Origin of the sequence: Corynebacterium intestinale, from assembly GCF_023574125.1 — a bacterium.
GTDB classification, from domain to species: domain Bacteria; phylum Actinomycetota; class Actinomycetes; order Mycobacteriales; family Mycobacteriaceae; genus Corynebacterium; species Corynebacterium hesseae.
Genome location: NZ_JAMKFF010000004.1, coordinates 198,152 through 212,255, shown reverse-complemented (window position 1 = coordinate 212,255; position 14,104 = coordinate 198,152). Strand labels below are relative to the sequence as shown.

Sequence of the window (14,104 nt, the reverse complement as noted above, 5' to 3'; positions counted from 1 at the left end):
CCGCCGGGGCCTTAGAGGCCGAGGGCGCGCTTGACGGTATCGCGCACTTCCGGCGCGAGGTAGTTCAGCAGGCCGGCGATGACGGCGGTGGCGCCTGCGGCACCGAAGAGGGCGCCGCGGATGGCGGGGAGGACGCTTCCGCGGCTCGAGCTGTTGCTCGAGTTGCTCGAGCCGCTGGAGCCGTCGTGGTTAGAGCTACTGCTGTCGCTGCTGGAGTCGGTGTTGTCGCCTTGGTTGCCGGCGGTAACTTCCACGACGCGGGAGGCCAAGGCTTGGTTGCCGGCGGAGTCCGTGACGGCGTAGGTGACGGAGTAGACGCCCGGCTTGGCGGTGTCGATGTTGCCCACCACCTTCACCTTGTCAGTGAGGTCACCGTCCTTATCGTCCTTGGCGGTCACGCCCTCAAGCAGGTTGGCTTCGGAGCCCTTGGTGATGGTGAGCTTGTCGCTGGGGACGGTGAGCTCAGGGGCAGTGTTATCCGGCTCTTGCTCCTGCTCCTGCGCGGTGAAGACGCCGAACTGGCGCACGATGCCAGGCTTGGTGCCCTCCTTGGAGGAAGCATCGGCGGAGGTGGCGTACCAGCCATAGGCCTGGCCGGCCTTGACGTCCTTGTAGGTCACGCTGGCGGGCCAACCGGACTTGGCGGTGTCTTTGCCAATCTCCTTGCCGGTATCGGTCAGGGCGAGCATCGAGTTCGTCGCAAAGCTGGTCTTGCGGGTCTGGAACTGGATCGGCACACGGAACTCATCCTCGTGGCCGTTGTAGCGCTGGCGGTCGTCGTACTCGGTGGCGTTGTGGTCGTCGAGAAGCGGCGAATACGTATCCACGATCATCTCTGAATTCTTCAGATCGAATTGCAGGAGGCGCAGGTAGCTGGAACCAAAGCGCAGGCCGGTGTCGCCGTCATAGTCGCCGATCTCCGTCAGCCCCAGCTCATCGGAGCCGACCTCGTAGAACTGGTAATCCGCGAGAAGCTCCACCACGTGGTTGTTGGTGTGGCCAACGTCCTTGCGGGTGACAATGGACACACCGTGCTCGTGGCCGGCCAGCACCAGGGCCACGTTGGGGTTCTTCTGGATGACGTTCTCGTAGACCATCACGCCATCGTGGGAGAAGTCCGAGCCGCGGCCATCCGGGTTCGCGGAAGGCTTGAGGTAGGCGTGAGTCAGCAGGATGGCGTTGCGGTCAGAGTACTGCTTGAGCACCTTATCGGCCCAGGCTGCTTCCTCCTCAGTGACGTCATAGCCCAGGTGCAGGGCGATGAAGTCCATGCCGTTGGTGGAGAACAGGTCATAGTGGTTGTCGTTATCGCCCTCAGCATAGGGGTGGTAGGAGGCGTCCTGCTCAGCCCACTTGCCCTTGCCCTGCTGCGCCTCGTAGCGCTCCGGGCCGAAGTACTCGTTGTAGAGGTTGTCGGCGCCGACATCCGCGCCGCTTTGGTTGTCGTGGTTGCCGGGCAGCACGCCGTTGACCACGCCGGCGTCCTCCAGAATCTTCTGGGCGTTGGAGGCTACCTCGAATTCCTTCTTGGCATTAGGGCGGTCGTTGTCCTTGCCAATCCAGTTCTCAATGATGTCGCCGGTGTGGGCGGAGTAGGCAATCTTGCGCTTCTCGGCGTTGTCCGCGATCCACTGGGTGGCGGCGGTGTAGCCGTCTTCCCACTTCTTGCGTTCCTCGGCGGTGGCCTTCTCTACTGCGCCTTCGGAGAGGTATTGGGTATCGGTGTGGTGGGCGATGGAGAAGTCATAGTCGCTGGTGTCGGCGAATTGCTCGTTGACGGGCTCGTTGAGGTCATCGGCAAAGACGTCATAGCCCACCAGCATGGTGTGGATGCTTCCGCCGTCGACGAAGTCCTGGTTGACCTCCGCACTCAGACTGACCTGGGCGTCGGCCGTGCCGCGGGTTTCTGCCAGCTTCTCCCAGCTATTGCTCTTGGTATTCCAGGCCATAAGGCGCACCGAACGCTTGGGGTCCACGGTGCCGGACCAGGCGAGGTCGTGGGCCTTCTTTTCAGTGTCCTTGACCTTCAGATCAAAGCGCTGGAAGGGCATGTCCTTCGTGGAGCTGGTCGCCTGGGCGTCCTCGTTGTCCGGGTTGAGAGACTTGTCAAAGTCCTCGCCGTCTTCGTACTCGAAGTCCAGGGTCTCCGGGATATCCGTGAAGGTGCCCTGGAAGCCCTTCTCCGCTACCGCAACGTCTGCTTCAGTGAAGGTGGTCTCCACCTCCCCACCGCTCGGGTTGTCCGCGCGGGCGGAGATGGTCACGCCCTCGCCGCTCGGCGTGGAGTCGGTGCCGGCAGCACCCGGGAGGTTGCCGGAGGTGAAGTCGATGGCCTGGGAGATGGGGTTGCCAAAGACATCGCGGCCCTCGACCTGGATGGAGTGGTTTCCTTCCTTGAGGCCGGTGCCGATTTCCTGCCCGCGCTCAATTTCCTCGCCATCCAGTGTGTAGGTGAGCTCGCGGGAGATGAGGGCGGCGTCGTTGAACTGGACGTCGAAAGTCACCGGGCCCGTCAGGTGCTGGCCGGCACTCGGGGTGGAGCCGGTAATCTCCGCCTTCTTGTCGGTGCTCAGGTTGGAGTCCTCATAAAGGACGGAAATCTCTTCTTCGCCCAGCGGATCGGAGAAGATGCGGGCTTCGCTCACGACGGCATCGGAGTAGAACTGGGCGGCGTTATCCCGGCCGGAGTCCGCGCCGATCATCACGGCGGTGGAGTTGGACTTGGGCTTGGTCACCTCACCGTTGATCTCGGTGTTCTCAGCCACCTTGGCGCCGTTGACATAGAGCTCGCTCTTGGTGCCGTCGTAGACGCCCACCGCGTGGTACCACTGGCCGGGTTCTACTTGCTGCTGGGCTTTCTTGTAGCCGTCGCTGCCGTTGACGGTGAAGGTGAGCTGGTCGCCGTAGATGACCATGGCCCAGCCGCCGGCTTCCTTGTTGGCGCAGAGGCTCTTTTCGTTGCCGTCGAATTCTCCGTCGTAGCGGAAGACGCATTCGACGGTGAAGCCGTCCTTGATCTGGTGAAACTTGTCTCCGATGTCGAAGCCGACGGCATCCTTGCGGCCGTCGAAGTGGGCCACGGGGCGCTCAAGCACGCTGTCTTGCTCCACGGTGGGCTCGCCGATCTTCAGCGGTGCGACATCGGAAGCGGAGTTGCTGATGGTCCCGTTCTCCAAGGACAAGTCCAGGATGTCTGCCTTGGGCAGGTTCTGGGCGGAGGCGAATGAGGGAGCAACAAGGCTTGAGCCAACGAGGCTGATGGAGGCGATCAGCGCGGCTTGATGCAGCTTTTTACGAGACTTCTTTTGAGACACAAAAATTCCTTGACAGATAGCAAAATGAAGAGACTTCCGCTTCTGAGGGCTCCACAGGAGCCGCACAGCTCACGGCCCGCCCGAGGCTAGGCCGCTCGTTTAACAACGAGTTGTCAGGTGCATGACGTCAAAGTAAACGGTGTTCAACTATCGAGTGACGGATATCTCCCGCTTCGCCCGGCCGTTGCGCGCAGCACGGCCCTTCCTCGCCTTCTGTCCGTGGGCAGGGTGCGCTGGTGCGCTAGCTCAGCCCTAGCTCAAGAAGCCGAAGAGCTCGGCGCTGCGCTGCGCCAGGCGCTCGAGGCGGGATTCCGTCATGGAGGCGATCTGGTCGATGATGGCGCGGTCGCGCTCCAGGTCGGTGTCTGCCTGGTTCCACCAGAGGGCGAAGGTGGCGTCCAGCGAGCCCGGCGCGCCGGCCACCAGGTAGTCGTAGACGCGGTAGATGCGCTCGCGCTGGCGGTCCTGGCGGGCCAGGTGGGCGGGCTCATCCATGACGTAGAGCACGGCGATGGTCTTGAGCAGGGTTACCTCCGCCACCGCGCCCGGCGGGACGGCGAGGTCACCGTTCATGCGGCCAAGCGGTTCGTCGTTAGCCGCAAGTGTGGCGGAGACGGTAGCGCCCACATAGCGGCCGACGAGCTCCGAGGTCATCTTCTTCAAGTTGGCATAGGAGCGCAGGGAGTAGTCGAAGTTGCCGATGGCGTTGATGACGTCCAGCTGGCGCAGGCGGTCGGCGGCCTCCAGGAGCTCGTCGGCAGTACCGCCGAAGGCCTTGGCGCCCTTGTCCGCGAGGTTGGCCAGCTCCACCAGGTCCCACAGCACCCCCAGGGAGATGCGGCGGGAGATGATGCCGTCTTCGACGTCGTGGACGGAATAGGCGATGTCATCCGACCAGTCCATGACCTGCGCCTCCATGGACTTGCGCTTATCGCTATGCCCTTGGCGCAGCCACTCCAGAATGTCCACGTCCTCGTCATAGGCGCCGTATTTGCGGTTGGTCGTGCCATCCGGGTTGGTCTTGGTCCAGGGGTATTTGCAGGCCGCATCGAGCGAGGCGCGGGTGAGGTTCAAGCCATAGCTGCGCGGGCCCGCCGGGGTATCCAGGACCACCTTGGGCTCCAGCTTGGCCAGGATGCGCAGGGTCTGGGCGTTGCCCTCGAAGCCGCCGAGGGCTACCTCGTTGAGCGCATTCTCGCCGTTGTGGCCGTAGGGCGGGTGGCCGATGTCATGGGTCAGGCCTGCCATATCGCACAGATCCGGATCCAGGCCTAAGCCAGCACCAATGCTGCGGGCGATCTGGCTGACCTCCAGGGAGTGCGTGAGCCGGGTGCGCGGGGTATCGCCATCGCGCGGGCCCACCACCTGGGTCTTATCCGCCAGCCGGCGCAGCGCCGCGGAGTGCAGGACGCGGGCGCGGTCCCGGGAGAAGGCGCCGCGGTGCTCCTCGGATTTGAGCAAGGCCGAGCCCTTGGGTGACTCGGAAGCGAGGCGGGCGACGTCTTCTGCGCGATAGGAATAGCTCACGGGTTTTAAGTTTAGGCGGAGTCCTGGTCTTCCTGGGTCTGCCTCGCGCCAATGACGCGGTGGCGCAGGGCCTGGTTGGGGCGGATAATGCGCTCGATGCGGTAGAAGGCCGCGCGCACGCCTTCGGTGCGCTCCTCCCCCAGCAGGGTGCGCAGGCCCAGGTAGGCCAAGCCGCCGGTCTCGTGGGCCAGGTAGCGCCACCACGGGATGGAGAAACGCGGGGAAGGATAATAGGGCGTGCCCATAACGGTAGCGGTGATTCCTTCTTGGCGGGCGATGAGGAAGGTGCGCAGGCGATGGAGCGGGTCGGTGATGATGACGGCCTCTCTCACACCCAGCTTGTCGCGCGCAGCAATCAGCTCGCTGCGGGTGTCGAGGCCTTCTTCGAGGGCGGTGACGTTGAGGGGGTCGTCGTCAAGCAAGGCTTTCGCCACCCCGGCTTCGGTGAACCTATCGCCGGGCAGCTTCCCGCCGACGGTGATGATGGGTAGGTCATGCGCGGCAGCGTATTCGGCGGCGAAGCGGACGCGGCCGCTCAGGATGCGGGAGGGGCGCCCGTCGTATTGCGCGGCACCCAGGACAATAACGTACTTCACTGTCTGACCACTCTAGCGCTAGGTGGGAAGGTATCGTGGTGCGCATGACTACTGCTGCTCGTTTTGGTCGCGCCGCCCTTGCTGCTCTTGTGTTGGGGTTGGCCACTGCTAGCCCCGCCGTGGCGGCGGACTATGTTCTTGCCGCGCCCGAGGCAGCCTCCATTAAGGACAAGGTGACGGATGAGGCGGGGGTGCTCTCGAGCTCGGAGAAGTCCGAGTTGGAGGACAAGATAGCCGCGCTGCAGCAGGAGAACCACGTGGTGATTTTCGTGGTCTTTGCCTCCTCGCTGCCGGAGGGCGCGGAAAGCTATGCGGGTGAGATTGTGCAGTCCAAGGGCCCAAACTCCGCGGCCTATGTGGTGGGCGTGGATGATTCCACCATAGGCGTGCAAACGGGTAAAGAGTGGCCGCGCGGGCGCCTGGACGCGATGTATGACGCGGCCTACGCCAAGCTTGCCGACGGTCACCAGTACGGCCCCTCCGCACTTGCGCTTGTCGACGCTGCCGCTTCCGGTTCTGCGGGGTCTTCTTCTTCCGGCTCGGCTGGTTCCTCCGATTCTGATGGCTCTGGTGGCCTGTGGTTGGCGGGCGGCGCGGGTGCTCTGGCTCTTGCCGGTGGTGGCGCTGTGGTGGCGAGCCGGCGCAAGACCAAGAAGGACTCGGCGGCCACGCTGGAGTCAGCGCGCCAGATTGAGCCGGGTAATACCGCGCAGCTGGACCGCTTGGATATGGCGACGTTGGAAAAGCTTGCGCAGGAGGAGCTGGTCTCCACCGATGAGTCGATCCGCCGCGGCAAGGAGGAGCTCGACATCGCGGTGGCCGAATTCGGTCCCGAGCGCACCCGCCCGTTCACGCGCGCGATGAACCACTCCACGCTAACACTGCAGAAGGCGTTCCAGCTGCAGCAGAGGCTGCAGGATAACCTGCCGAAATCGACTTCGGAGCGCCGCCAGATGCTGGTGGAGATTATCTCCTCCTGCGGGCAGGCAGATGATGCGTTGGATGAGCAGGCGGCGGACTTTGCCAAGATGCGGGACTTGCTGATCAACGCCGGCTCCAAGCTGGATGAGCTGACCCAGCGCACCGTCGATCTGCGCGGGCGCTTGCCGCAGGCGCGCACGACATTATCCTCCCTCAGTGCTTCTCATTCCGAGGAAGCGTTGTCCTCGATTGCGGATAACCCGGAGATGGCGGAGGTCTCGCTCGACGAGGCCGAGAAGCTGCTGTCACGCGGCCGCGAGCTGCAGTCCCAGCCAGCCGGGCAGCAGGGGCCGTTGGTGGGCTATATCCGCGATGCCGAGCATGCGCTGGAGGTCTCTGACCGTCTGCTCAGCGCCGTGGAAAACGCCGAGAACTCGATCACCGCGGCGCAGGATAACCTGCCGGCGCTCATCGATGAGGTGGAGGAAGAAATCGCCGAGGCACAACGCCTTGAGCAACAAGGAAAGGCCCAGGGCTCCCCTGCCGATTGGTCCGCGTTGGAGTCACTGCTCGTTCAGGCGCGGGAGGCGCTCAGTGCGGCTCGCCAGCAGGGCAAGGCCGACCCGCTGGGTCAGTACACTGCGCTGACAGCTCTCGATAGCAAGCTGGACGAGCAGCTCGACACCGTCCGCGAAACCAATGCCACCCGCGAGCGCCAGATTGCGCTCTACCGCCAGCAGATTGCCGCGGCCGAGTCCGCCATCCAGGCGGCGGAAGACTTGCTCTCCTCGCGTGGCCGCGTGGTGGGCCCCGATGCGCGCGTCGCGCTTGCCGACGCCTCCCGCCTCTTCGCCCAAGCCCAGAACTCCGCCTCCAAGGACCTGCGCGCGGCGCTCAACTTCTCCCGCGATGCTGCTGCGGCCGCGCAGACTTCGCTCAACCGCGCGAAGGAAGACCTGGAGGCTTATCGCCGCCGGGAGCAGCGCCGCCAGGCCACCGATGCCGCGGGCAACATCCTCACCGGCATGGTCATTGGCCAAATCCTCGGCGGCGGCAGCTCCCGCGGTGGCGGTTTCGGCGGCGGCTTCTCCGGTGGTGGAGGCTTCGGCGGCGGTGGCTTCTCGGGCGGCGGAGGCGGAGGCGGCTTCCGCGGCGGCTCCTTCTAGCCGCCCTCTCCCCTGCTCCGATTCCTCGCCTTCTCCCCTTTTCCGCCGGCGGCTCCCCCAGCCGCCTTCATACTTCTCCCCTGCCCGGCGCCTAGGCCTCGAAGCCCGCGGCCCACACCCGGCCTCTCATAACCGGGGCGGCCCCACATGGCATCTCGCAAAAGGCGCCTTGCACAAGGCATCTGTCAGATACCTTCTGCCGGATGCCATTTGTGAGATACCGTCTGCCACATTTCCTGTGCACACATCGGGCGACTGGACCCCGAATCGGTAGCCAGCCAATCAGATCCTCGGATACGGGGTGGTGCAAACACACGGTAGGCGTAAACCAGTCATGCACATGGTTCTAGTCAAAAGGCTTCTCTCACAAGGTTGCAGTCAAACGGTTTACTTGGGGGCAAGTAAACCTTCTGCACCGAGCTAGATGGTTCGTTTGGGGGCAAACAAACCTTATGACTGCAACCATCTAACTAGAGCCCTCTACTGGCATACCAAGCCGAGCAAGGATGCTAGAAGAGCTCCCCTTTTAATGAAATCACCCAAGTTTCCACGCCAGTTCTGGCTATATCGCGGAAGGTAGGTTAGGTGCGAAGGGGGCGGGTGGAGCCGTCGAGAAGCAGGCAACAGTAGCTGGTGAAGGCGGCGTCCGCGAGGGGGAGCTCGCCCACCGCAACCTCAAGGTCGTGGCCCCGCGGGGCGGTGCGGGCGACCTCGATGGCGTCTGCGAGAGCGAGGATGCGGCGCTCGCGGCGGAATGGGTTCGTGCGCTCGAGCAAGTACTCGCGGCCCTGACAGACCGCGCGCAGCTTTTTCACCGTGAAGCTGGTCTGCTCCGCCGAAAAGTCGGGCCCGCGCACAGTAAAGCTGCGGGCGCCCGGGATGTGCTCGAAGGCGATGGTGGCGCCCGTTCCAGGCAGCAGCAGGCCCGTCGGTCTCACGCGGGCGATGACCTCACCCGCACCATCCATCAACGCCCCGTCGCGCCACACCCAGCGCTGCATCAGAGCAGCACCACAACGACCGCGACGATGGTCAGCAGCACCAACGTCGCGATGATCGGGATAGCGGTGCTCTGCGTCCGCGCCTCCAGAATCACACGCGTAAACCAGCTCAGCGCCGCAATCTCCGAATGGTTGAGGTCATCGGAATCATCGCTCTTCTCGCCCTCAAACTCCAGGATGGCCTTACGCACACCCGAGTTCTTCGAGGAGAACTGCGCGATTTTCAGCCCGTCGTGGTCCTCAACAATCCAGTCGCCGCCGGCCTCGTTGATGAAGGCAAACGTGCGCCCATCCAGGGACGCCTCCAAGCGCTTATCGCGCTTGGGGTTGCCCGCCAGGCGGTAGACGCGGTCATCCTCCAGCGTCACCGACGCGCCCAAATCATCGAGCCCCAGGCGCCAATGCTCGCCTTCCACGTCCGCCGAGCGCTCCTGGAACATGCCCAGCGACGCCGGCCCCTCCCCCACGAGGAGCACCGGGTTCTTGCGGTCGCTGCGGTCCCAGCTGGTGTAATGCATTAGCAGCCGATCAGTCGAGCGGCCAGGTAAGCCTCAAGCTCATCGAGCTTGACGCGCTCCTGCTCCATGGAGTCACGCTCACGCACGGTGACCGCGTTGTCCTCCAAGGTGTCGAAATCATAGGTCACGCAGAACGGCGTGCCGATTTCATCCTGGCGACGGTAGCGGCGGCCGATGGCGCCGGAGGTATCGAACTCCACGTTCCAGTTCGCGCGCAGCTTGTTCGCCAGCTCGCGAGCCGGGGTGGACAGCGCTTCCTTCTTCGACAGCGGCAGCACGGCCACCTTCACCGGCGCCAGGCGGCGGTCCAGGCGCAGCACCACGCGCTTATCGGTGCCGCCCTTTGCGTTGGGGGCCTCCTCCTCGTCATAAGCGTCAACGAGGAAGGCCATCATGGAGCGGCCCAAGCCGGCAGCCGGCTCGATGACGTACGGGGTCCAGCGTTCGCCGGACTCCTGGTCGAAGTAGGACAGGTCCTCGCCCGAGCCCTTGGTGTGGACGGAAAGGTCGTAGTCCGTGCGGTTAGCCACGCCCTCCAGCTCGCCCCACTTGGAGCCCTTGAAGCCGAAGGCATACTCGACGTCCACGGTGCGCTTGGAGTAGTGGGAGAGCTTCTCCTTCGGGTGCTCGTAGAGGCGCAGGTTCTCTTCCTTGATGCCCAGGTCGACGTACCAGTTGTAGCGGTCATCGATCCAGTACTGGTGCCACTCTTCGTCCTCGCCCGGCTTGACGAAGAACTCCATCTCCATCTGCTCGAACTCGCGGGTGCGGAAGATGAAGTTACCCGGGGTGATTTCGTTACGGAAGGACTTACCAATGTTCGCAATGCCGAACGGCGGCTTCATGCGGGCCGAGGTCATCACGTTCTTGAAGTTCACGAAGATGCCCTGCGCGGTCTCCGGACGCAGGTAGTGCAAGCCCTGCTCATCGTCGACCGGGCCGAGGAAGGTCTTGAGCAGGCCGGAGAAGGCCTTCGGCTCAGTCCAGTCACCCGGCTGGCCGGTCTCCGGATCGTTGATGTCAGCGAGGCCGTTGGCCGGCTCGTGGCCGTGCTTTTCCTCGTAGGCCTCGATGAGGTGATCCGCGCGGTAGCGCTTACCGGTGTGCTTGGATTCCACCAGCGGGTCGGTGAAGACCTCGACGTGGCCGGAGGACACCCACACCTGGCGCGGCTGGATCACGGACGTATCGACGCCCACGACATCGTCGCGGGACTGCACCATGTGACGCCACCACTGGCGCTTAATGTTCTCCTTGAGCTCGACACCGAGCGGGCCGTAGTCCCACGCAGAGCGGGAACCGCCATAAATTTCACCTGCCTGGTAGACCAAGCCGCGGCGCTTACACAGGCTGACGACGGTATCAATGACGGATGCCATAGCTAATGGGACTCCTCTGGTAGGGGACAGTCTTTATACAATGCGGCCTAGTCTAGCGCGCCCCCTGACACCGCGTGCCCTCACCCCGAAACTGTGGTGCATTTTATACACTTTTTCGCATTCTTCAGCTATAGTACCTATATCTCTCTTTTTAACTCTCCCCCAATAGATATGGTTGAAGGTGAATGGTGTGACCAACACCCAGAAAGAAGCTCTCTCATTCGATCCTGCGGCAGCCGCCACCGTCATTAGCGCTTTGGATTCACCGTTGCGCATCGACATCATCCGGCGCCTAGCTGAGCGCGATCACTACGTCCACGAACTCGTGGCCGCCACCGGCAAATCCCAACCGCTTATTAGCCAACACCTGCGGGTCCTGAAGCGCGCACACATTGTCGACAGCGAACGCCTCGGCCGCGAAGTCCGCTACTTTTTGGCGGCTCCAAAGGTGCTGCCTTTGCTTCGCGACGCCTCACTGGCCACCTCTTAATGGAAGTGTATTGATAAACTTTAGACCCATGGCCATCCACGACAGTATTCCCAAGCTCGGCGCTCGCAATACCCGCCAGCGCACCGCCGTCGTCGAAGTCCTGCGTAGTCTCGACAAATTCGCCTCTGCCAAGGACATACACCAGGCGCTTATCGACGGCAACCAGAAAGTCGGCCTAACCACCGTCTATCGCACGCTCCAATCGCTTTCGGAGATTGAAGCCGTCGATGCACTCCACATGCCTTCCGGCGAGACCCTCTACCGGCACTGCGAAAGCAATGCGCACCACCACCACTTGGTATGCACCAAGTGCGGCCGCACCGAGGAAATCGACGGCGGCCCCATCGAAGAGTGGGCCTCCTCGGTAGCCAAGGAGCACGATTTCGAGCTCACCGGGCACGATGCCGAAATCTTCGGCATCTGTGCCAACTGCTCCGCGGCGTCTTAGATTGCGGGCTACTTGACGCCGCCAAAGCGGCGGTCGCGCCGCGCGTACTCCTCCACCGCGGCAAACAAGTCTTCCGGTGTGAAATCCGGGAAGAGCTTGTCCTGATAGATCATCTCCGCATAGGCCGACTGCCACAGCAGGAAGTTCGAGGTGCGCTTCTCACCGGAGGGGCGCAAGAACAGATCCACGTCCGGCATATCGGGGTCATACATCACCGAGCTCACCGTCTTCTCGTTGATGGAACGCGGATCGAGCTCGCCGCGGGAGACTTGCTCGGCGAGATCGCGGATGCCGTCGACAAGCTCGGCGCGCCCACCGTAATTCACGCACATCACCAGGGTCATCTTGGTGTTGTCCTTGGTGAGCTCCTCGGCTGCCTCGAGCTCCTTGATAACGGAGCGCCACAGGCGCGGGCGGCGGCCGGCCCACACCACGCGCACTCCCCTTTCGTTGAGCCAATGGCGCTGGCGGCGCAGCACATCGCGGTTAAAGCCCATGAGGAAGCGCACCTCCTCCGCGCTGCGGCGCCAATTCTCGGTGGAGAAGGCGTAGGCGGAAAGGTAAGGAACGCCGAGGGCGAGGCAGGCATCGACGACGTCGAGAAGCACTGCTTCCCCGCGGCGGTGGCCTTCGGTGCGCTTCATGCCGCGCTCCTCTGCCCAGCGGCCGTTGCCGTCCATGACCAGCGCGATGTGGCGCGGCAGGAACTCCTGCGGGATAGCGGGCGGATGAAGGACTCGGTTCGGGTCAGGCGTAATCACGCATTACAGTCTACTGTTCCATGATCCCCAGCGCGCCAACGGAGCGCTCGAGGTGCCATTGCAGGTGGGCACGGGTCAGCCGGTGGGCCTCCTGGGCTTGGGTGTTCGTCGGCTGGCTGGGGTGACCGTGGGCGATGAGCCACATGTGGTGCAGGGTTTCCGGGTCCACCTCCGCGGCCCCGGGCGGGCGGCATTGGTGGCAGGCGGCCCCACCCACGGCTGGGTGGAAGGCGTGGTGGGGGCCGGGCCTTTGGCACTGGGCGCAATCGAAAAGGCTGGGTGCCCAGCCGGCGTGGGACATGGCTTGGAGGAGGAAGGCGTCGAGAAGCATGAGCGGATCGCCGTGCTGGAGTTGGTTGAGGACGTCGACGCAGGCATCGTAGAGGTAGGGGTCCCCGGGGGCATCGGCGGCGGCGAGGCGCTCGGCGGATTCGAGGGCGGCGCAGGCGGCGGTGTAGCGCTCATAATCCTCGATGATGCGCGCACCGAAGTAGTCCACGGTATCGGCCTGGGAAATGGTGTAGAGGTTTCGGCCTGGGTAGAGCTGCACGTCGAGGTTGACGAAGAGCTGCAGGCGCGAGCCGAAGCGCGATTTGGCGCGGCGAACGCCCTTGGCCACCCCGCGCACGAGGCCGTGGTGGCGAGTCAAGAGCACGATGATGCGATCCGCCTCGCCAAAATCATAGGAGCGAATGACGAGGGCGCGGTCGCGGAAATTCTCCCGCATGTAGAAGCACCCCCGCTTCTAGAAGCCCAGGCGGCCCAGCGCCTTCGGGTCCGACTGCCAGTTCTTGAGCACCTTAATGCGCAGGTCAAGGTAGACGTTTTGGCCGAGCAGCTGGATGATTTCCTTGCGGGCGGTGCCCACGATGCGGCGGAAGCGGCGACCGTCCTTGCCCTCGATGATGCGCTTCTGGCCGGGGCGCTCCAGGTAGAGGATGGCGTGGACGTTGAGGACGTCTGGGCGTTCCTGGCTGGGCAGGATCTCATCGACCTCGACGGCGACGGAGTGCGGGAGCTCGTACTTCAGGCCGGACAGCGCAGACTCGCGGATAAGCTCAGCGATGCGCTTGGCCTGATCCTCGTCGGTGATGTGGTCATCCGGATAGAACTTAGGCCCCTCGGGGAGGTGGTCCACGATGACCTGGGTCAGCTCATCCAGCTGCACGCGCTCGGTGGCGGAGACGGGGATGACCACGGCGTCTGGGTTCTCCTCGGAGAGGAGCTCGTGAAGGGCTACAAGCTGGGCGCCGACTTGGTCCTTGGAGGCCTTGTCCAGCTTGGTGACGATCCCGATGATGGGGGTCTTCGGGGCGACCTTGCGGACGTTCTCCAGAATCCAGCGATCGCCGGGGCCGATCTTCTCATCGGCGGGGATGGTCAGGCCGATGACGTCGACGTCTGCGTAGGTGTCCTTGACTACCTCGTTGAGGCGCTCGCCGAGCAAGGTGCGCGGGCGGTGCAGGCCGGGTGTGTCGACGAGGACGATTTGCGCATCTTCGCGGTGTACGAGGCCGCGGATGGGGTGGCGGGTGGTTTCCGGCTGGTCGGCGGTGATGGCGATCTTCTGCCCCACCAGGGCGTTGGTCAGGGTGGACTTGCCGGTGTTGGGGCGGCCGACGAAGGACACGAAGCCGGAGCGGAAGCCCTCGGGCGTGTCGGTGTATTGCGAATAGTCAGCGGCGTTGGCTTCGCCCTCAGCCGGCAGGTCCGCGAAGGCGGCATCGAAATCAGTGCTCATATCGCCTCATATCATAACGCACGAGCTGCCGAGTCCCGTTCTTGTTGTATGGCCCTGCTCTGGCTCTCGACGTGCGGCCCGACGTATTTCCTGCCGATGCGCTTAAGAATAGTCCTTTCAGTTTGGTCCCTTCTCTGTGCAAAGGGACCATCTGGTGGTGGTTTTCGCGTACTGAAAGGTCCCTTTAGTGTGCGAAGGGACCAGACTAGAGGGACCTTTTGTGCTTTCGCGGGGTTTATCTG

Annotated in this window: 12 protein-coding genes; 3 read left to right on the top strand and 9 right to left on the bottom strand. The window is 63.6% G+C overall.

Annotation, left to right across the window (positions count from 1 at the left end; translation table 11 throughout):
- Nucleotides 1-11: 11 nt before the first annotated feature.
- The 3 genes from M5J06_RS06735 to M5J06_RS06725 all read right to left on the bottom strand — a co-directional run bounded on the left by M5J06_RS06735 (nt 12) and on the right by M5J06_RS06725 (nt 5,437).
- Nucleotides 12-3,314 (bottom strand): LamG-like jellyroll fold domain-containing protein, encoded by a 3,303-nt coding sequence (locus M5J06_RS06735; RefSeq protein WP_250224262.1) that lies wholly within the window; start codon nt 3,312-3,314, stop codon nt 12-14.
- A gap of 252 nt (nt 3,315-3,566) precedes the next feature.
- Nucleotides 3,567-4,841, bottom strand: coding sequence for a deoxyguanosinetriphosphate triphosphohydrolase (locus M5J06_RS06730; RefSeq protein WP_250224261.1), 1,275 nt, complete (start codon nt 4,839-4,841; stop codon nt 3,567-3,569).
- A gap of 11 nt (nt 4,842-4,852) precedes the next feature.
- A complete protein-coding gene (locus M5J06_RS06725) occupies nt 4,853-5,437 on the bottom strand; it encodes a YdcF family protein (RefSeq protein ID WP_250224260.1) in 585 nt (194 codons plus the stop codon).
- Nucleotides 5,438-5,481: 44 nt separating this feature from the next.
- Here M5J06_RS06725 and M5J06_RS06720 point away from each other — a divergent pair, with 44 nt between their 5' ends.
- The gene (locus tag M5J06_RS06720) at nt 5,482-7,524 is read left to right on the top strand and encodes a TPM domain-containing protein (protein WP_250224259.1); all 2,043 of its coding nucleotides are present in this window, start codon (nt 5,482-5,484) and stop codon (nt 7,522-7,524) included.
- Nucleotides 7,525-8,105: 581 nt separating this feature from the next.
- Here M5J06_RS06720 and M5J06_RS06715 read toward each other — a convergent pair.
- Genes M5J06_RS06715 through M5J06_RS06705 form a run of 3 tightly spaced genes read right to left on the bottom strand, consistent with a single transcriptional unit; the run spans nt 8,106 to nt 10,422 of the window.
- A complete protein-coding gene (locus M5J06_RS06715) occupies nt 8,106-8,525 on the bottom strand; it encodes a hypothetical protein (protein WP_250224258.1) in 420 nt (139 codons plus the stop codon).
- Nucleotides 8,525-9,043, bottom strand: coding sequence for a hypothetical protein (locus M5J06_RS06710; protein ID WP_070530243.1), 519 nt, complete (start codon nt 9,041-9,043; stop codon nt 8,525-8,527). The genes M5J06_RS06715 and M5J06_RS06710 overlap by 1 nt, the downstream gene beginning before the upstream one ends.
- Nucleotides 9,043-10,422, bottom strand: a complete 1,380-nt coding sequence (locus tag M5J06_RS06705; RefSeq protein ID WP_070530241.1) for a glycine--tRNA ligase — start codon at nt 10,420-10,422, stop codon at nt 9,043-9,045. The genes M5J06_RS06710 and M5J06_RS06705 overlap by 1 nt, the downstream gene beginning before the upstream one ends.
- Before the next feature lie 190 nt (nt 10,423-10,612).
- Here M5J06_RS06705 and M5J06_RS06700 point away from each other — a divergent pair, with 190 nt between their 5' ends.
- The gene (locus M5J06_RS06700; RefSeq protein WP_070564773.1) at nt 10,613-10,912 is read left to right on the top strand and encodes an ArsR/SmtB family transcription factor; all 300 of its coding nucleotides are present in this window, start codon (nt 10,613-10,615) and stop codon (nt 10,910-10,912) included.
- A gap of 28 nt (nt 10,913-10,940) precedes the next feature.
- Complete coding sequence (locus M5J06_RS06695; protein ID WP_070530236.1) at nt 10,941-11,360, top strand: Fur family transcriptional regulator; 420 nt, start codon at nt 10,941-10,943, stop codon at nt 11,358-11,360.
- An 8-nt stretch (nt 11,361-11,368) separates the two neighbouring features.
- Here the strand turns inward: M5J06_RS06695 and M5J06_RS06690 are convergent, their stop codons facing one another.
- Genes M5J06_RS06690 through era form a run of 3 tightly spaced genes read right to left on the bottom strand, consistent with a single transcriptional unit; the run spans nt 11,369 to nt 13,862 of the window.
- On the bottom strand, nt 11,369-12,121 hold the full coding sequence (locus tag M5J06_RS06690) for an isoprenyl transferase (protein ID WP_250224257.1): 753 nt from the start codon (nt 12,119-12,121) through the stop codon (nt 11,369-11,371).
- A 10-nt stretch (nt 12,122-12,131) separates the two neighbouring features.
- The gene (gene recO, locus M5J06_RS06685) at nt 12,132-12,848 is read right to left on the bottom strand and encodes a DNA repair protein RecO (RefSeq protein WP_070561484.1); all 717 of its coding nucleotides are present in this window, start codon (nt 12,846-12,848) and stop codon (nt 12,132-12,134) included.
- A gap of 18 nt (nt 12,849-12,866) precedes the next feature.
- The gene (gene era, locus M5J06_RS06680) at nt 12,867-13,862 is read right to left on the bottom strand and encodes a GTPase Era (protein ID WP_070530228.1); all 996 of its coding nucleotides are present in this window, start codon (nt 13,860-13,862) and stop codon (nt 12,867-12,869) included.
- Nucleotides 13,863-14,104: the final 242 nt, after the last annotated feature.

What these genes read in the sequence shown, in the direction of transcription:
- M5J06_RS06720 (WP_250224259.1), top strand. Translation starts at nt 5,482, where the DNA reads ATGACTACTGCTGCTCGTTTTGGTCGCGCCGCCCTTGCTGCTCTTGTG.
- M5J06_RS06715 (WP_250224258.1), bottom strand. Translation starts at nt 8,525, where the DNA reads ATGCAGCGCTGGGTGTGGCGCGACGGGGCGTTGATGGATGGTGCGGGT.
- M5J06_RS06710 (WP_070530243.1), bottom strand. Translation starts at nt 9,043, where the DNA reads ATGCATTACACCAGCTGGGACCGCAGCGACCGCAAGAACCCGGTGCTC.
- M5J06_RS06705 (WP_070530241.1), bottom strand. Translation starts at nt 10,422, where the DNA reads ATGGCATCCGTCATTGATACCGTCGTCAGCCTGTGTAAGCGCCGCGGC.
- M5J06_RS06695 (WP_070530236.1), top strand. Translation starts at nt 10,941, where the DNA reads ATGGCCATCCACGACAGTATTCCCAAGCTCGGCGCTCGCAATACCCGC.
- recO (WP_070561484.1), bottom strand. Translation starts at nt 12,848, where the DNA reads ATGCGGGAGAATTTCCGCGACCGCGCCCTCGTCATTCGCTCCTATGAT.
- era (WP_070530228.1), bottom strand. Translation starts at nt 13,862, where the DNA reads ATGAGCACTGATTTCGATGCCGCCTTCGCGGACCTGCCGGCTGAGGGC.